The organism is Pseudogemmobacter lacusdianii (assembly GCF_030848395.1).
Lineage (GTDB): Bacteria > Pseudomonadota > Alphaproteobacteria > Rhodobacterales > Rhodobacteraceae > Pseudogemmobacter > Pseudogemmobacter lacusdianii.
Map to the genome: position 1 here is coordinate 276949 of NZ_JAVDBT010000002.1, position 17028 is coordinate 293976.

15 protein-coding genes are annotated in these 17028 nt (G+C 59.6%); 5 read left to right on the forward strand and 10 right to left on the reverse strand.

Annotation, left to right across the window (positions count from 1 at the left end; all coding sequences use genetic code 11):
• Nucleotides 1-85 precede the first annotated feature (85 nt).
• A complete protein-coding gene (gene rnhB, locus Q9295_RS03090) occupies nt 86-736 on the forward strand; it encodes a ribonuclease HII (RefSeq protein WP_306679037.1) in 651 nt (216 codons plus the stop codon).
• Between the two features lie 102 nt (nt 737-838).
• On the forward strand, nt 839-1942 hold the full coding sequence (locus tag Q9295_RS03095) for a site-specific DNA-methyltransferase (protein WP_306679038.1): 1104 nt from the start codon (nt 839-841) through the stop codon (nt 1940-1942).
• A gap of 168 nt (nt 1943-2110) precedes the next feature.
• Here Q9295_RS03095 and Q9295_RS03100 read toward each other — a convergent pair whose 3' ends face one another.
• From Q9295_RS03100 to Q9295_RS03110, 3 genes are all read right to left on the reverse strand, one after another.
• Nucleotides 2111-2749 carry a response regulator transcription factor gene (locus Q9295_RS03100; protein WP_306679039.1) on the reverse strand — a complete coding sequence of 213 codons (639 nt, stop codon included), beginning with the start codon at nt 2747-2749 and terminating at the stop codon, nt 2111-2113.
• A gap of 225 nt (nt 2750-2974) precedes the next feature.
• Entirely contained in the window at nt 2975-3517 is a 543-nt protein-coding gene (locus Q9295_RS03105; RefSeq protein WP_306679040.1) for a hypothetical protein, read from the reverse strand.
• A gap of 162 nt (nt 3518-3679) precedes the next feature.
• Nucleotides 3680-4981 (reverse strand): BamA/TamA family outer membrane protein, encoded by a 1302-nt coding sequence (locus Q9295_RS03110; RefSeq protein ID WP_306679041.1) that lies wholly within the window; start codon nt 4979-4981, stop codon nt 3680-3682.
• A gap of 197 nt (nt 4982-5178) precedes the next feature.
• Between Q9295_RS03110 and Q9295_RS03115 the strand changes: the two genes are divergently transcribed.
• Entirely contained in the window at nt 5179-6888 is a 1710-nt protein-coding gene (locus Q9295_RS03115; RefSeq protein ID WP_306679042.1) for a pilus assembly protein TadG-related protein, read from the forward strand.
• 4 nt (nt 6889-6892) lie between these two features.
• Here the strand turns inward: Q9295_RS03115 and Q9295_RS03120 are convergent, their stop codons facing one another.
• The 7 genes from Q9295_RS03120 to Q9295_RS03150 form a co-directional block, all read right to left on the reverse strand.
• Nucleotides 6893-7339, reverse strand: a complete 447-nt coding sequence (locus tag Q9295_RS03120) for a TadE/TadG family type IV pilus assembly protein (protein WP_306679043.1) — start codon at nt 7337-7339, stop codon at nt 6893-6895.
• Nucleotides 7336-7902: a hypothetical protein gene (locus Q9295_RS03125; RefSeq protein WP_306679044.1), complete on the reverse strand. Its 567-nt coding sequence runs from the start codon at nt 7900-7902 to the stop codon at nt 7336-7338. The genes Q9295_RS03120 and Q9295_RS03125 overlap by 4 nt, the downstream gene beginning before the upstream one ends.
• Nucleotides 7903-7909: 7 nt before the next feature.
• A complete protein-coding gene (locus Q9295_RS03130) occupies nt 7910-9223 on the reverse strand; it encodes a type II and III secretion system protein family protein (protein WP_306679065.1) in 1314 nt (437 codons plus the stop codon).
• 134 nt (nt 9224-9357) lie between these two features.
• Nucleotides 9358-10533 carry a beta-barrel domain-containing protein gene (locus Q9295_RS03135; protein ID WP_306679045.1) on the reverse strand — a complete coding sequence of 392 codons (1176 nt, stop codon included), beginning with the start codon at nt 10531-10533 and terminating at the stop codon, nt 9358-9360.
• Entirely contained in the window at nt 10530-12662 is a 2133-nt protein-coding gene (locus Q9295_RS03140; protein ID WP_306679046.1) for a type I secretion system permease/ATPase, read from the reverse strand. Before Q9295_RS03140 ends, Q9295_RS03135 begins: the two co-directional genes overlap by 4 nt.
• A 35-nt stretch (nt 12663-12697) precedes the next feature.
• Entirely contained in the window at nt 12698-13942 is a 1245-nt protein-coding gene (locus Q9295_RS03145) for a TolC family protein (protein WP_306679047.1), read from the reverse strand.
• A gap of 10 nt (nt 13943-13952) precedes the next feature.
• Nucleotides 13953-14765, reverse strand: coding sequence for a BapA/Bap/LapF family prefix-like domain-containing protein (locus Q9295_RS03150; protein WP_306679048.1), 813 nt, complete (start codon nt 14763-14765; stop codon nt 13953-13955).
• A 388-nt stretch (nt 14766-15153) separates the two neighbouring features.
• Between Q9295_RS03150 and Q9295_RS03155 the strand changes: the two genes are divergently transcribed.
• On the forward strand, nt 15154-15936 hold the full coding sequence (locus Q9295_RS03155) for a tetratricopeptide repeat protein (RefSeq protein ID WP_306679049.1): 783 nt from the start codon (nt 15154-15156) through the stop codon (nt 15934-15936).
• A 122-nt stretch (nt 15937-16058) separates the two neighbouring features.
• Entirely contained in the window at nt 16059-16973 is a 915-nt protein-coding gene (locus Q9295_RS03160) for a CpaB family protein (protein WP_306679050.1), read from the forward strand.
• Nucleotides 16974-17028 lie beyond the last annotated feature (55 nt).

The window sequence follows — 17028 nt, forward strand, 5'->3', positions numbered from 1 at the left end:
GGTCGATACCGTTTATGGCGCTTTAGGTCCAGCGGAACCGCAGGATTTAGGGGCTGCGACGCTGCGAAGCACCAAAGGATAGGCCATGACCGCAATTGTGAAACCCGCAAAACCGACCCCGGATTTCTCCTATGAGACGGAGGCCACGGCGGCGGGCGCACGTTTCGTTGTCGGGGTGGATGAGGTTGGTCGCGGGCCTTTGGCGGGGCCGGTGACGGCGGCGGCGGTGCGGCTTTTGCCGGGGCAAGAACCGGAAGGCCTGCGCGATTCCAAGGTGATGACGGCCACGGCGCGTGAGCGGGTTTATGATTGGCTGATGGAGCATGCCCAAGTTGCGGTGGCCCATGCCTCGGTTGAGGAGATCGATCAGCTTAATATCCTGCGCGCCAGCCATTTGGCGATGGAGCGGGCGGTGGCGGCTTTGGGGGCAGATTACGCGCTGATCGATGGCAATATGATACCGCGCGGGTTGAGCTGCACGGCCAAAGCGATCGTGAAAGGGGATGCGGTCTGTCTGTCGATCGCTGCCGCGTCGGTTGTGGCCAAAGTGACACGCGACAGAATTATGGTGGATTTGGCGCAACAACATCCGGGCTATGGATGGGAAAGCAACGCCGGATATCCGACCAAGTTGCACCTTCAGGCACTGCTAGATTTTGGGGTGACCCCGGCTCATAGACGTTCTTTCGGTCCGGTCCACAAGATATTGTGCCAAGAGGTTTTAGCAAGTGATTGATTCAATAAAGAATTTGACGCGGATTCACTCCTGACTCACAATTAGCACTGACCACGGCCCACTAAAGAGGCCGGGCATTGAGGCAGTGAAATGGCGAAAAAAATGAGCGAAGCGGGGGGAGACCTCCCGCTGAACGAAATACTTGCGGGCGATTGTATTGAGGTGATGAACAGCCTTCCGGCTGGCTCGGTTGACCTGATCTTCGCAGACCCCCCCTACAACTTGCAGCTGAAAGGCGAACTGCTGCGGCCGGACAATTCCAAGGTCGATGCGGTTGATGACCATTGGGATCAGTTCTCGTCCTTTGCGGCCTATGACGCGTTTACCCGCGACTGGCTGAAGGCGGCGAAGCGGCTGTTGAAGCCCAATGGCGCGATCTGGGTGATCGGGTCTTACCACAACATCTTCCGTCTGGGCGCCGAGTTGCAGAACCAAGGCTACTGGATGTTGAATGACGTGGTTTGGCGCAAATCCAACCCGATGCCGAATTTCAAAGGCCGTCGTTTGACCAATGCCCATGAGACGCTGATCTGGGCGAGCCGGGATGAGAGCTCAAAATACACCTTCAATTACGAGGCCCTGAAGGCCTTGAATGAAGGCGTTCAGATGCGTTCGGACTGGGTGCTGCCGATCTGCACCGGGCATGAGCGGCTGAAGGATGAGTTCGGCGACAAGGCGCATCCGACACAAAAGCCGGAAAGCCTGTTGCACCGGGTGCTGTTGGCGACCACGAACCCGGATGATGTGGTGCTGGACCCGTTCTTTGGCACTGGCACCACAGGTGCTGTGGCAAAAATGCTCGGCCGCAATTTCATTGGGATCGAGCGCGAAGAGGCCTATCGCAAGGCCGCTGCGGCGCGTCTGGCGCGGGTGCGCAAGTTCGATGGCGCGGCGCTGGAAGTGACCGGCTCGAAGCGGGCGGAACCGCGGGTGCCCTTCGGCCAAGTGGTCGAGCGCGGCATGCTGCGTCCGGGCGAGGAGCTCTTCTCGAGCAACAACCGCTATATGGCCAAGGTGCGCGCCGACGGCACGCTGGTGGGCAATAGCGTCAAGGGCTCGATCCATCAGGTTGGTGCGGCGCTGGAAGGCGCGCCCAGCTGCAATGGTTGGACCTATTGGCACTTTAAGCGCGACGGCAAAATGGTGCCGATCGACACCTTGCGCCAGCAGATCCGCTCGGAGATGGACGGGTATCGCCCGAACTGACCCTTGGGTCTAAGATTTCGTCAGATATTTGAATTGGTTACGCCTGCACCCCGGTCCGCCCGGGGTGCCACTGCCCCGTCATGTTCGCATGACGGGGCCTTTTGCATGGGCCTATGGCGCATAAAAAAGCCCCGCAGAAGCAGGGCTTTGTCGGGGATTTGGGAAGCGTCAGACCAGCTTGAGGTTGCGCGCTTGGATCACCGCTTGGGTGCGGTTGCTGACACCCAATTTGCGGCAGATCGATTTGACATGCATTTTAATCGTCGCCTCGGCCAAGGACAAAGCCTCACCAATCTCGCGGTTGGGTTTGCCATCGGCAAGCTCGCGCAAGACGGAAAGCTCGCGGTCGCTGAGCGGTGAGACGAAGGCGGCTTGGTTGGCCTTTTGCTCTTGCATCAACTCGATCGGGAAGTAGCGCTCGCCCGCGGCCATGAAGCGGATCGCATTGGTCAGGCTGCGCATCGAAGTGGTTTTGGGCACCACGCCAGCAGCGCCATGCTTGGTCATCTCTTCAACGACGCGGCTGGTCGGGCTGCCGGTGATGATGCCAACGGGCGCGCCGTCGTTCATCTCGGCAATCTGGCGGAAGGTTTCAACGCCATTCATGCCCGGCATGTCGAGATCGAGAAGGATGAGGTCAAACTTGCCGTGCACCTTGAATTTTTCAAGGACGCCATCGATTGAAACGGCGGTGCTGAGCTGTATGTCGGGCACGTTTTCAAGCACCATCCCGATGATCTCAAGGATCAGCGTGTGATCATCGGCAATCAGGATGTGCAGGCCTGAGGGGGGCGTTTGATGGTCCATCGTCATCGCGTTGGTTTTCTCGCTACCTCTGCAGGGCAATTGGTCACTCTGTAGGACCTTTTGGTGTCTAGACTTGTCCATGAGTGGGGGGGCTTGTCAAGGTCGTAGGGGGCGGCTGCTCTAAAGGTGGGGGCCGTTTCATGGCCTTTCTCTGCAGCGGGACTAGGCCAGGGGGAGGATAATTCCCGCTGCAGAGTTGGCCCCATTGCTTGCAACACCTACCGGTCAGTTCGCGACCATTTGGTAGGTGCCATTGTTGCGGTAGGCGGCCTGAATGCCCATCGTCAACGCCGTGTGAAGCAGTGGAGGTTTAAGAGTGACGTCACATGCCGGCATCCGCTCGCAGGTGAAATCATGGGCGCGGACCTTGCGAGAGAGCAGGACCAACGGCAGATGCGGCACAGCACGGCGCAGATAAAGGCAGGTGTCGATCGTGGCGCCGCTGTCGCCCACATGATCCGCGTCGACGATGACGAAATCTAAGCTGGGGGCATATTTTTTCAGCCATTCCAAAGGGATGGAATGATGTGGCACCACCATGACTTGGGCGCGCATCCGTTCAGCCCAGCGCGACAGCTCGGTCGAGTTTTCGCCGATTTCACCGCACATCAGGATCAGACCTTTGGGGCAAAGCGGCGCATCGACCAAAGAGCCGATCTTAAGGCTCATCCCCACCGCAGTGGTCTGAACCATGGGCTTGGGCTGTTCGACGCCCATCAGCGGATCGGTGGCGTTTTGCTCGCGGTCTTTGTGAGTGATCCTGAACACATCGCGCTCCGTTTCTAGGGCTGGCCGCATTACGGCCAGCTGCCAGATCAGATATACATACTTAGGTATGGATATCAACAGAAAAAGGATGTGTATCTGTTTCGGAAGTCGAGTTTTGCTTTGCCTTTGAGGTAAACTCTACAGGATCGCTTCAATCGCCCTTTAGAATGTCGTGCTAAAGCTAAGGCCAAAGCTTTGCGCGTCATCGCCCGGGCGCGACTCGAGCGGTTTGGCAACGAAGATCGACACCGGCACATTGCCCAAATCCAAGGTCAGCGACAGGCCGATGGTGCTGCGCATGTAGCGGGCATCGTCGATTGCGCCGCCAAGCGTGTCATCAAGCCCCCAGGCCGAACCGATATCGGCAAAAAGGCCAACCTTGGCGCTGCTGCCAAAGATCTGGTCCACCTCATGCTGCAACTCGATGCTGGTGACGAAGTAGCGATTGGCGCCGACCCAATGGTCGCCGTCTTTCGGGCCAATCCCGCGCGGCGCAAAGCCGCGGAAGTCCGAGCCGCCGATGAAGAAGCGGTCCACGGCGCGGGTGCTCTGGCCGCCTTCGGCGCTGACCATGCCCGCTTGAGCGCCCAAAAGAAGCGAGGTTTTTTCAGACACCGCCATGCGGGCGTTCAGGGCGACGCGGGTTTCAGAGCTGCGGTGATCGCTGCCAAGTCCCCAGAAGTAGTGATCAAAGGTCACCGACACTCCGGTCAGAGCGCCGACCTCGCCGCTGTCCACTCCGTCGGAATAGCGCAGACCAAAGCGCAGATAGGGCGCGTCCACCCGTCCGGCCTCGGCCGCGAAAAGCGCGCTTGCCCCGGCTTGCGGATCCTTCATCTCATCCATCCGGTAGCCCAGACCCAACTCGCCGCGCAGGCCGCTGGGCAGTTGATAAGCAAGATAGGGCTCGATCAAGGCGCGGCGGCTGGAGAAGCCTTGGTCATCATAATCGGTCCGGCGCAACGCCGTATCGATGCCGAAATCAACATCGCCAAAGGCATCGGCGGCATAGAGGCTGGTCTGTAAAGCTGCGACTTGCTTGGAATATTTCAGATCAACCGCGCCAAAGACGCCGGGGAAAAGGTTGTAGCGCTCAAAATAGAGATTGGCGGTGGCGCTGTCGCGGCTGTCATAGGCCAGGCCCAGCTCAAGCCGGCCGGGCCGTGTCTCCAGCTCTTCGACCGCAACCACCAAGGTTTCACCTTCACCGCGCACCTCGACAGAGCGGAACTGACCGCTTTGCATCAAGCAGCCCTCAACATCGCGCATATCATCGGCCGAATACTCAACCCCTGGGGTAATATCGCAGGCCAGCGCAATGTCCGATTCTGAGATGAACTCCGCACCTTTGATCTGCACAACCTCAAACGGGGCGGCGCGCAATTGACCTGCGTAGACCAAGGTCAGTGCGCCAAGACTAAGTGCAGTCGAGGCGATATATCGTTTCATCATGCGGTCTGACATGCGCAACTCCGGAATTGGGCTAGAACAAAGGCGACTTGAGATGCGCCAAATCCGCGAAATAGTTAAAATCAAAGAGAGATGACACCCGATTCTTGCCATCTTTCGCTTCTATAGCATGAGAACGGCACGGGCAGGCCCGATCTTCTTATCGGCGTGCATTTTCAGATGGTTGTCAGGGGTAGGCGAAGGTGGCAGCAATGAGATTTCGGCAGTTTATGCAAGACAGCCAAGGCGCGATTGCGGTTTTGGTGCTGCTGCTGTTCCCCGTCTTGATGCTGGTTGGTGGACTTGCCACTGATATCAGCCTTGGCAATGCGCAAAAACGCTATGTGCAGTCGCAGGCCGATCTCGCCGCGCAGTCTGCCGCGCGCTATTTGCCCGATGCAGCCAAGGTGCGTGAGCGGGCGCGATCGGTGGTCCGTGCGAATGACCGATATGGCACGATCACCCTGAGCGACGCTGATATCGTGCTGGGCAGTTACAATCGCAGCACAAGAGAATTTACGCCGCATCCCAACCAGGCCAATCCGGTGGGCAGCTCGGCGGTGCGTGTGCAGGTGCCCTCACCGTTTCGGCCGCTGTTGTTAAGCCCTATTCTTCAGGATGAAGATCTGACCGTTCGCCGCGCGGCGGTTGGGGTGCGCAACGACGTCATCGTCTATACGCTGCGCAACTCGTTGCTGAGTGTGGACACCAGTGCTTCGATCCTGGATCCGCTGTTGCGCAATGTTTTGGGGGTTGAACTGGCGGCTCATGTGGCTGGCTATCGCGGGCTTGCCGATCTTGAGGTGAGCGTGAACGACCTTCTGGGGCTGGGCGAAAGCGTGCTCAGCGCCGAAGCCAATGTTGGGCTGGTCACCTTCAACGATGTGTTAAATGCGCCGATCCAGCTGAACTCTCTTTTGGGGCTGCAGCCGTTGGGCGGGGCTTTGACGCAACGCTCGGCTGGGTCGGCGCCAACGACGTTGCGGCTGCTCAATATTTTGCACCTGTCGCCCGGTCTGGCGCATGCGCAGGTTGGGGATATTTTACCGGATGTTAAGATCAATGCCTTTGATCTGGTCACCGCGATGCTGGGGCTGGCAGGGGCGCAGGTGCCAGATCAGCACCGGGTGAATGTGGGGCTGGGGCTGAACCTTTCACCCTTGGCCAATGCCGCGCTGAGCGTTGGGGTGCTGTCGCAGCCGGTGACCGTTGTCGCAAGATTGACCGATTCGCCGCTGCCAAGCGCCACGATTGAGCAAGCCAATGTCGGTTTGCGCGCGGATGTGTTGGATATGAACAGGGTTGGTCTGCCGAAGTTGATTGAGCTGAAACTGGCGCTGAGTGCTATCCGCGCCACCGCGCAGCCCACGGCTTTCAATTGCATGGCAACGGGCAATCAGGGGCTGGCGGATTTCACGGTGACCCCCAGCCTTGCCGGGCTTACGTTGCAGCTTGAGGTGCTGAAAAGCCCAGACGAATCTGATGAGATGTTCGAGGGCAACATCCTGACTTGGGCATTGACGGGGCTGGCGCAGATTGGCGTGGATTCAGGGGTATCTTCCCCGCAGACGCTTGTGGCTGACCCGCAAGCGGTGAGGATCACCGCCAACCAATTTGCCGCGCGCCAACCTGTAGTGGTGTCGATGACCAGCTTGCTGGCCCCGCTTGCCAGCTCAATCACATCCGCGGTGACGAATCTGCGTTTGCGGATCGTTCTGTTGGGGGGCGTGACCGGGCTCGACGCTGTAATTTCTTCAGCGGTGAACCTGCTATCTCCGGTGATCTTGGCGCCCTTGCGACTGTTGCTAAGCCCATTGCTGAACGGGATCACCAGTGGCTTGCTGCGCAGTCTTGGGGTTCGGGTTCTGCCGGCCGAGTTGGTGCTGCAAGATTACAGCTGTGGCGGTGCTTTGGTGCAATGAGCCGTCAGAGCCGGATGGTGGAGCTGCGGGAGATGATGCCCATATCAAGGCCGAAGTTTTGGCCTAAGGCCTGCACCAAGCTGCCAGCGAAGTTGTAAGACACCTGAACCGTGACGAAGCCGTCGGCGCTGGGTTGGCTGGGGCAGGCCAGTACGGTCAGCTTGCTGGGTTCAACCAAAAGGGTTTGCGACAAGAGCCGGCTCATCAAGCCGCTGTCATTGGCCATTTGTGTGCAGACATCCGTAATGGCCGCGCCAGAGCCGAAGCGGCCAAGCGCTTCACGCGACAGCTCATGCGCGAATTGCTGCACGTCGCTGGCGGTCGAGACCAAGAGGCTGGCAAAGACGATCAGGATCAAGAGCAGGACCATCAGCGGGAAGATGATGACGAACTCGACGGTGACGCCGCCCGAGCTGCTTTTGATAAAGCGCTGAAATCTCTTTGAAATCATGGAGCTACCCCGGCGGTGGTTGGGGGAGCTGTCTTTGGCACGGGCTGGTAGGCAGCGCCTTTTTGCGGCCAGAAGGTGTCTGCCGGATGGGCGATCATCGCGGCAAGGTTCTGTGCCGTCGTGCAGCCGGGTTCATGGCTGCCGGTTGGGCAGTCTACGGTGACATCATGAACCCGCACAGCGCGGATGATGCCGGTCGGCTCAGACTGCGTAAGCTCACGGAAGTTGCGATCTTGCACGAAGCGCACCTGCGCGGGGTAGCCGGCGAAGATCCGTTCGAGCGTTTGGCGCCGTTCGATATCGCGCTGCGGCAGGCGGTGTTTGGGCACGGAGACCACCAGAATATCCTGCGATGTCAGGCCAAGGCTGTCGAGGAATTTGCGAATGCGCGCTTGCTCGGCGGCCGCAATCTCGGGTGAGCAGGGTTGGAAACGGTAGTTGAGCACCGCCTCATGTGTCGCGGGCGAGATCCGCTCGGTTACAGGGATGGGCGGTGTCACGCAGCCTGCCAGCCAAACGAGGGCGGCAAGCGGCATAAGGAGGTTGCGAAGCTTGGAAATCATAACGTGCCTACTGCAAAAGGAAGCCGCCGCGACGCACCTTTGACGTGCCCTTTGCTCCGGGCCGAATGACGCCGTCGGTCCGCCCCATCAGCAACTGATCAATGGCGCCGGCCGCTGGGTTTACGCGATCCACGGGCGTTCTGAGGTTATCGGGGCTGGTGGGTTCGACCAGATAGGGGGTGACGATGATCACCAGCTCTGTCTCACCCCGCGAAAACCGCGAAGAGCGGAAGAGCGCGCCGATAATCGGCAGGTTGATTAGCCCCGGCAGGCCCGAAAGCGATTGCACGGTGTCGGCTTGGAACATCCCGGCAATGGCAAAGCTTTGGCCGCTGCCAAGCTCTACCGTGGTGGTGGCGCTGCGTTCGGTCAGCGCGGGCACTTTGGCGTCAACCGAATTGGCCGGATCGACGTCACGCACCCTTGTGTTGATTTTGAGCTGAATCTGATCTTGGCCGAAGACGGTGGGGGTAAATTCAAGCTCAACCCCAATGGGTTCAAGCTCATAGCTGACTTTGTCTTCGCCACTGTCCACCGGATAGGGGAACCGCCCGCCTGCCAGAAAGGAGGCGGTCTCGCCCGAGCGCGCGGTGAGATTGGGCTCAGACAGGATCGTCACGAGCCCGTTTCGCGCCAAGGCGTCCAGCACCAGATTGATGTTACGGGAGCCGCTGCCAAGGGTGATTTCATAACCACCGCCAGAGAGGGCTGGGGAGTTAAAGCCACTGCGGCCGGTGCTGCTGCTGGTGGTAAGGCTGATGCCAAGGTCTTCGCTTATGCTGCGCGACACTTCGGCGATGCGCACTTGCAGATTGACCTGCGCGGCAACCGCAAGTTCCAACCTGTTAACGATGATCGCATTCTCACCAAGAAGCGCGGCCACGACATCGCCCGCAGTCGCGGCATCATCCTCGGTCTGGACACGTCCGGTCAGGAAGACAGCACCATCGCGGGTTGAGATATCCACATGGCCACCAAGGATGGCATGATTGGCGGCTGCTTCCAGCCTTTCGGCATCAATCCCCACCGAGATCGTGGTGCTTAAGATCTCTTCATCATTCTCGCCAAGAACGTAGAGCGTTGAAGTTCCAACGTTTTTCCCGACGATGTAGAGGTAGCGAGAGGATTGCAGGTCGATGTCGGCCACGTTGGGGTTAGAGATAAACACCGCCGTGGCGGTCTTTTCCAATTTTATGAACTTCGCTTCGGTCACATTGAGCGAGAGCTCGCCCCGCCCCACGCTCCAGACCTCTTGCGACATCACAGGCGCGGCCGCACCAAAAAATATGGTAAAAGCGACGACCAGAATTCCCCAAGTCATAGACACACAGCCACCTGTTCAAAACAAAGTAGGATCAGAACTATTGAACAAATGACCGCAGAGCCACATTGGCGTAGGGTCAAACGGGTTACACATAGCGGATCAATAACACTCGATCAGTTATATAGAAATCATTAACGTAACTTTGCGCGCAAAATTGGTCTTGTCAGGTAGCTCAGCACCGAGCGGCTGCCGGATTCGATGTCAACCACGGCGACCATGCCGGGGCGGATTGGAAATTGCTCGCCATTTCGTTCAAGATAGCTTTGCTCAGTTGTGACCATGACGCGGTAGAAGGCTTGGCTGCCCGTCGGCGTGTCCTCTTCCACCGTATCGCCGCTGATCCGGCTGACGGTGCCGCGCAAATCGCCGTAGATCGAAAAGTCATAGGCGGTCAATTTGACACTGGCGGGCATGCCGGGGGCGATAAGGGCAACATCGCGCGGTAAAACGCGGGTTTCAATCATCAATTGGTCGTCGACGGGCGTGACTTCCATGATGGATTGGCCGGGCTGCACTACTCCGCCCAGGGTTGTGATGTTCAAATTGTTCACCCGGCCCGCAACCGGAGAGCGAATTTCGGTGCGAGTCAGCTGGTCTTCTTTCTGGATCAGTTGCTGCTCCAGCGCCACGAGCCGCGCCTTTTTGGCGACGAGATCGCGATATGCTTCCTGCACATAATTGTTGCGCAGCTCGCCGATGCGGCCGAGGAGGGCGGCCTCTTGCTGGCGCAGGCGCAAAAGATCGACGCGGCTGACGGAGCCTTGTTCGACCAAAGGCGCGGTGATTTCGATTTGGCCGGTGATCGCGGCGCGCTCGGTCTCGGCGGCGGCGATTGATTCGGTGAGCTTGGTGCGCCGGGCCACGAAAAGCCGCAGCTCATTGGCGCGCGCCTCACTGTCGGCGTCGCTGCCCTCAAAAGCGATCTGCTCGCTTTCCATCACCTCAGCCTCAAGCCGAGCAACCTCGGCGCGCAGGGTGTCGATCTCGGCCTTGGTTTCCAAGAAGGAGGAGCGGAAGCGGGTGGCATCCATGCGGGCAAGCACCTCGCCCTCTTGGACGATATCGCCCTCATGTACCAAAAGCTCGGCCAAGATGCCGCCCTCAAGGCTTTGAATTGTTTGCATGCGGCGCAGCGGAATCACTGTGCCCTCACCGCGGGTGATATCGTTGATCTGGGCGAAAGCGGCCCAGAGCACGGCGATGGCCAGCGTGGCCGAGACCAGCCAAACGGTCTGCCGCGCCGTTGCAAGCGAACGCCGCCGGAAGCTGCCATCAAGATAATCGGTGGCGAAATCAGCTTGGGTCATTGCACCGCCTTCACCTGCTGCGCCGCGGCGGAAGAGCGGGCAAGCTCAAGGATCTTGCCGCGCGCATCGTCATGGGTGATCGCGCCATCTTTGAGGATGATGGCCCGTTCGGTCAGGGTCAGAAGCTCGCGCTTATGGGTGGCGATGATTGCGGTGCGGCCCTGCAGCCAAGTTTGCAGGAACTTGACGACATGCTGTTCGGTGGCATGGTCAAAGGCCGAAGTCGGCTCATCCAAGATCATAATCTGCGGATCTTGCAGGATAATCCGCGCAAGTCCGATCGCTTGGCGCTGCCCGCCCGAGACATTGGCATTGCCGAAAAGCGGCATATCAAGCCCGCGGACATGCCGGCGCACATGGCGGCCAAGGCCGACAGCGTCCAGCGCCTCAAAAAGCTGGGTATCATCGTGCAGCCCGTGATCCAGCGTGAGGTTTTCGCGCAAAGTGCCCTGAAAAAGCGCCGGGGATTGCGGCAGATAGCCGATCTGGCGCCGCCGATCGATTGGGTCGATCTGCGCCAAGGCGAGATTGTCCAAAAGCAAGGTGCCGCCTGCCGGATCGGTGAGCCCCGCCAAAAGCCGCAGCAGCGTGGATTTGCCCGCGCCGTTGCCACCCAAAAGCGCAATATGCTCACCGGGTTTGATGACCAAAGACTTAACGTCGAGCACATCGCCGCTGTCTTTGTCGTGGGAATAGGTGACACCGCTGAGCTGGTAGGCCCCGGTGATGGCGGGCGCGCGCAGATAATGCCGCTCGGCCGGGCGTTCGACCGGGAGCTTCATAATCTCATCAAGGTTGTCCATTGCGGCGCGGACCTGTTGCCAGCGCGCCAAAAGCCCCGCGACTTGCCCCAAAGGGGCCAAGGTGCGGCTGGTGAGCAAGGTGCAGGCGATCAGGCTGCCGGTGGTCATATTGCCCGCGGCGATTTGGTAGACCCCAACGATCACGACAAGCCCGTAGCAAAGCTGCTGCGTCGAGGCGGCGATCTGCATCAAGAAGGTGGTTTTCTCGCGGCTATGGATCGCCGTTTCCGCCATGGTTGCGGTAAGTTGCACATAGGCTCGGTGGAGCCGCCCCTCGGCCCTCGCGGCCTTCACCGTCTCAAGATTGGAGACGGTTTCGAGCAAAAGGCCGTTCAGGGCTGCCGCCTCACGCGTGTTGCTGCGCGAGAGCTTGGCGAGTTGCTTTTGCATCAAAAGGCCGGGCGCGATCATCATCACCGCGCCAAAGATCACAACAAAGGCGACCGGGCCGCCGATAAAGCCGATAATGCCGATGAAGATCAGTACGAAGGGAATGTCGCAGATCGCCGAGACCGTGCCCGAGGTGAAAAACTCACGCACAGTGGAGAAGTCGCGCACTTGGTTGGCGAAAGCGCCGGTAGAGCGTGGTTGATGCGCCAGACGCAAATGGGCAACCCGGTCAAAGAGTTGCGAGGAAAGCATGAGGTCCAGATCGCGCCCCGAGACATCGATCAGCCGAGCCCGCATCATCCGAAGCACGAACTCAAGCACGATCGCCAGTAAGACGCCGCTGGCCAGAATCCAAAGCGTGTCAAAGACTTGGTTCGGCACAACGCGGTCATAGACCTGCATTGAGAAAAGCGAGGTCGAGACCGTCAGCAGGCTTGCCATCATCGAAGCCAGGAAAACATCGCGGTAAATCCGCATGTTGCCCATGACGGGGCCAAGGATCCAATGGCGGCCATCGGGATTTGCGACGCCCAGCCGGGCGGTAACCACATCGATGGGTTTGGCGGCCAGGTAGCGGCCGTCCCAAGCCGCTTCTACCGCGCTGCGGCTGGTTTCAACCCGGCCGCCGCCGCTGGCGGGAAGGACAAGGACCGCGCTGGTGTCGCTTAGGCTTTCCAGCAGCACCAAGGTGCCGTCGGTGTAGAAAAGCAGCACTGGCAGGGCTTCGGGTGGGAGGCTGGAGAGGGTCGCTTTGGCGATGCGGCAGCTCATGCCAACGCGCAGCAACGCCCGGGCGGCGGCGCTTTGGTTGAGCCGGCCTTGGTCATCGATTGGCAGGCCATCGGCCAGCCGTTCGGCCGAAGCCGAAACGCCGTTTGCGCGGCATATTTCGATTAAACCAAGGACCAAAGGGTCACGGTTGTCTTTAACTGACATCGTCCCGCCTAAGCTGAAGGCAAATTTGGGTTGAACTAACGCGTCGCAAACAGAAGTGAGCCTAACATTCCAACCGAATGTGCTGCCGCATATTCCGTAACTTTGCGTTCTTTATATGTCTCAATTTCGTCGATCTCGGCATCGTAGAGATCGCGGCTGGTGGTCAGCAGATCGATCAACTCACGCCGGCCCGCGACGAACTGCTGTTCATAGGCCGAGAGAACCTCCTCGGCCTGCGCAAGTTGCCTTTGCTGGGCGGCTTCGTTCGCCTCTAGTATTTTGATTTGTTGGGCGAAAATGCGGACTGCATTTTGCAGTTCACGCTCGGCCGCCAAAAGGCGCGATTCAGCGGCTGCCTTGTCTTGTTCGGCGGCCAAAACGGCGCGGCCAGAGAAACTGGTGCCGTTCAAATCTACCCCGGCGGACAGGCCAATGGCACCGCTGCGCCCGCGCCCGCCGGTCAAATCCTGCCGACCTTCGGCCTGCAAAACAATCTTCGGCTTTTTAGAGGCTTTGGCGGCTTTGATGCCTTCCGCTGCGATATCGCGGTCGGCCCGCGCCTCGATATAGGCGGGGGCCAGCATCACAGCCTCAATCACTTTGGCGCTTGAGGCGAAGCGTTCGGCAAAGGCCAGATTGGGCGCGATAGAGGGCGTGCTGACCGGCCTGCCAAGCAAAAATTCTAGTTGCGACAGGGTGATAGAGCGGTCTGATTGCAGCTGCATCATATGCTCTTCAGCGCGCGCAATCTCAAGCCGAGCACGGGCGATCTCGGCGCTGTCGGAAAGGCCTGCGGCCACCCGGCTGCGCGAAAACCCCTCGATCCTTTTGGCGAAATCGATATAGCCTTGGGTGCGCTGCACTTTGCGATCCAGCGTCTCAAGCTCAATGTAGAGCTCGGCCACTTGCAGCGACAGATCCTCGACCGCCATTTTCATCTGTGCGACGGTTTTCACCCGTTCATGCGAGGCGGCGGCGACTTGGGCCTTCACCAGCCCCCAATCGATCAGCACCTGCGAAATGGTGACACTGAGCGCGGGATCATCGTCATTCGTGGCAGTGGCGCCGCCGATGCTGACCTGCGGGCGTTTGCCGTCTTTGGCGATTTCGATATTGGTGGTGCCGCGGGCGACGGCATGCTGCAGCGCTGTGATCAACGGATCACGCTCGGTCGCCAGACGCACCGCCTCTTTCAGCGATTGCGCCTGCGTAGGCACGGCCCAACTGGCCAAAAGCAACAGTGCTGTGACAGCCGAACTGAAGGAACGTTTCCGCAACATACGCGAGGCTTTAACCTTCGGTCGTGAACGGAGGGAAGCCGTCCAAGAAGTTTGAAAATCCAGCAAGATCAAACTCTTCGTCATGACCTTCGGGGCCGAAGGCGCGGCTGGAGCCGCCCTGTTTATCGGTGCCGAAGAGGACGGCCAGAGCGTCATCTAAGCTGGGGGCAATGAGGGCGGCAAGCTCAGGGTCGATATCGGGATCTGAGTCTGAATCCGAGGGTGCTTGATCGTCAACCTCGGCATTCTCGGCGTCTAGCGGTGCCTGCGCGGCGAAACGCGCGACCTCTGGCGCCGCCTCCTCTTCATCATCCTTTTTCAACAAGGCGCCCAATGAGGGCAGCATCGCGGCGCCAAACAGCAGCCGATCCAAGGGCATGCCGGCAAAAGCGCCGCCACCGCCGCCTTCCGCGGGGGCTGAGACGGTGATGGGCTCGGCCGGGCTGTCTTCTTCGGCGGTTTCGGCGGGGGCCGAGGCGGTCAGGGCGCCGTCGCTGGGCGGCGCAGGATCAGGCTGCGCTTCGGGCGGCAAATAGGGTTCAGGGGCGATCAGGCCTGTCACCTCAATCGAGCCCGCAGCGCCGCCGTCGAAGAGGCGACTGTACTCCCCCTGAGGGCCGATCACGAAGAAGTCGCGGATCAAAACCTCAGTCCCGTCGAGCAGGGTGACCCGCAGGTCTGCGCCGGATTTCTCGTAGAAGGCGATCCCCGCTGCGGCAGATCCGAAATACACATCGGATGGGGCTGACAGCTTGATTTCGTTGGAAAAAGATCTGGAAGGACCGGCCGTCTGGCCGCTGCCGAGCGTAAAGATTTCGATCATTATCGTGGCTCCCCCGGCAAACCAGAGACTCTGGCATAGGTTAGTCGTCTGATTCACGCAATGCGCGATTGAAGTTTTAGGGCGCCCGTTTTGATCGAATCGAGCAGAAACACTTTGCATCCTTAAGACTCTTGGTCAAAGCTGTGTCTTAGAGTTATCTGCCTTTGGCTGTGACATGCTCGCTCAGGGGTTGTGTTAGTCGACGCATGCTTGTCGACTGCGGTGCAGTGTCTAAGGGTGATTCGCAGCAGAGCAGCTGTTTTGCGAAGCGTGTCTTTAATGAGTTTAGGATTGTTTATCCTCGGCTTACGGCGGGTGTTTCGACATTCCGACGATGGGCTTTGTCGTCGCAAATGTTTTTGCGACGGGCCAAGTGATGGGGTTATGTATGCTGAAGCGCGCTAGTGCGTTGATTAAAATGGCTTTTCTGGCAGTCTTGTTGTCCGGTTGTGTGGCGAGCACCTCGGGCGGGGGGGCTGGTCAAGATGAAACCGTGCAAGTCGCCGAAGCCGCTTATTCTGTTGGCGATTACGTCGAATCGGCGCGCCTTTTTGAACTGGCCGCCACGCGGCATCCGAATTCGGTCACGGCGCTGATTGGGCTTGGAAAATCATACGCGGCTTTGGGGCAGTTCAGTCGGGCAAACAACGCGTTAATGCGGGCCAGTGCCTTGGGTGGGCGGCACCCCGAGGTGCATAACCAGCTGGGCAATCTGGCACTTTTGGAGCTGCACCCCAAGCAGGCGATTGAGCATTTCGATCGCGCATTGACGCTTGATCGCAAGAACCTTGCAGGGCTGACGGGTAAGGCGGTGTCATTGGACTACCTGTCGCGCCATGCCGAGGCGCAGGACGTTTATCGCAGCGCTTTGCAAAGCTACCCGACGAACTTTGCGCTTTTGAGCAATTTCGCTTTGTCGCAGGTGCTTTCGGGCTCCATCGGACAAGGCACCAAGCTGATGGAAGAACTGCTGCGCGACCCGTCACATGGCAGCACGGCGCGGGCCAATTTGGCGATTGCTTACGCTCTGGATGGGCGAGAGCGCGATGCGCGGGCGTTGCTTTCAGGGCTGATGTCAGATGCCGAAGTCGCCGAGGCTTTGCGCCATTATGCCCGGGTGCGGAAGGAATATTTGGCAGGAAAGCCAGTTGGTTACTTGATCTTCCAATAGGCGAGACTGGCCGAGACATGGGGCAGCTTTAATCGGTTGATTGAAGCTGTGCGGGGCGCGCTGAGGATGTTTGAGGGCGGGGTAAACCTTTCTCAAGGCAGATCGTGGATCAAAGGGTGAATATGCCGAATCGTGTAAAAATTATTGGCTTGATCGTTGCAGGCATGGCGCTTTCCGCAGCGGCGGGCTTTGGCAGTTTTGTCTATATCCGCGCGCTTGAGGGCGAGCTGACGGCCGCGCGCAACAGTTTGGCGGCCTTGGGTGAGACGGTAAGACTGCCGGTGCCTCGGGTGGCAGTGACGCGCGGGGCGCTGCTGCAACATACGGATTTCACGGAAATTTCGCTGCCCGTCTCGGGTCTGCCCGGCAATGTGCTGCGCGATCTGCCCCGGGCGTCGCCCGAGGCGCCCTTGTTGGCGCTGAGCGATATGGCTGCGGGTGAGTTGGTGTTGCAGGGGGGGCTGGCCGCCGCAGGAGAGCGGCCCAATACGGGGCTGATCGTTTCGACAGGGGCGCGGGCCTTTGCCGTGGCGCCGCGCAATCTGCAGGATTTCATTGGGCTTTTGGTCGAGGGCAGCAGCGTTGATCTGGTTTGGACGCGCAACATCGGCGGCGGGCAGACTGAGACCCGGCTGATCGGCTCGGCCTTGCGGGTCTTGGCTTTGCCCAGCGATTGGAGCGCGCCCCCCTTCGCCAGCAGTGCCGAGGGCGTCGCGCCTTTGGCGGGCAAGCTGCTGCTAGAGGGGGCCGGGATGGAGGCTGTTCTGGCGCAAATGGCCGAGCAGACGGGATTTTTCCACATCCTGCTGTCGGATGGCAGGCGGGTCGTGGTGGATAATGAGGTGGTGATCGGCTCTACCGAGCTTGAGTCGTTGCCGCTGGTGGTGCGCGACAGCGGCCCGCTTGCTGCCGGCGCAGCACCAGCAGACAGCGGTGCGGGCGTGATCTCGAAAATCACTGGCGCATCGGGCCGTAAGGTCTGCACCACTGCGGTGGTCCGGGGCGGCGGCCGTGTCACGATGGAGGTGCCGTGTTGAGCAGCGCTCCTTCCATTGCGCCCCCCACGACCCCATTGGGGGCAGGCACAACCGG

What these genes read in the sequence shown, in the direction of transcription:
- rnhB (WP_306679037.1), top strand. Translation starts at nt 86, where the DNA reads ATGACCGCAATTGTGAAACCCGCAAAACCGACCCCGGATTTCTCCTAT.
- Q9295_RS03095 (WP_306679038.1), top strand. Translation starts at nt 839, where the DNA reads ATGAGCGAAGCGGGGGGAGACCTCCCGCTGAACGAAATACTTGCGGGC.
- Q9295_RS03100 (WP_306679039.1), bottom strand. Translation starts at nt 2,749, where the DNA reads ATGGACCATCAAACGCCCCCCTCAGGCCTGCACATCCTGATTGCCGAT.
- Q9295_RS03110 (WP_306679041.1), bottom strand. Translation starts at nt 4,981, where the DNA reads ATGTCAGACCGCATGATGAAACGATATATCGCCTCGACTGCACTTAGT.
- Q9295_RS03115 (WP_306679042.1), top strand. Translation starts at nt 5,179, where the DNA reads ATGAGATTTCGGCAGTTTATGCAAGACAGCCAAGGCGCGATTGCGGTT.
- Q9295_RS03120 (WP_306679043.1), bottom strand. Translation starts at nt 7,339, where the DNA reads ATGATTTCAAAGAGATTTCAGCGCTTTATCAAAAGCAGCTCGGGCGGC.
- Q9295_RS03125 (WP_306679044.1), bottom strand. Translation starts at nt 7,902, where the DNA reads ATGATTTCCAAGCTTCGCAACCTCCTTATGCCGCTTGCCGCCCTCGTT.
- Q9295_RS03130 (WP_306679065.1), bottom strand. Translation starts at nt 9,223, where the DNA reads ATGACTTGGGGAATTCTGGTCGTCGCTTTTACCATATTTTTTGGTGCG.
- Q9295_RS03135 (WP_306679045.1), bottom strand. Translation starts at nt 10,533, where the DNA reads ATGACCCAAGCTGATTTCGCCACCGATTATCTTGATGGCAGCTTCCGG.
- Q9295_RS03140 (WP_306679046.1), bottom strand. Translation starts at nt 12,662, where the DNA reads ATGTCAGTTAAAGACAACCGTGACCCTTTGGTCCTTGGTTTAATCGAA.
- Q9295_RS03145 (WP_306679047.1), bottom strand. Translation starts at nt 13,942, where the DNA reads ATGTTGCGGAAACGTTCCTTCAGTTCGGCTGTCACAGCACTGTTGCTT.
- Q9295_RS03150 (WP_306679048.1), bottom strand. Translation starts at nt 14,765, where the DNA reads ATGATCGAAATCTTTACGCTCGGCAGCGGCCAGACGGCCGGTCCTTCC.
- Q9295_RS03155 (WP_306679049.1), top strand. Translation starts at nt 15,154, where the DNA reads ATGCTGAAGCGCGCTAGTGCGTTGATTAAAATGGCTTTTCTGGCAGTC.
- Q9295_RS03160 (WP_306679050.1), top strand. Translation starts at nt 16,059, where the DNA reads ATGCCGAATCGTGTAAAAATTATTGGCTTGATCGTTGCAGGCATGGCG.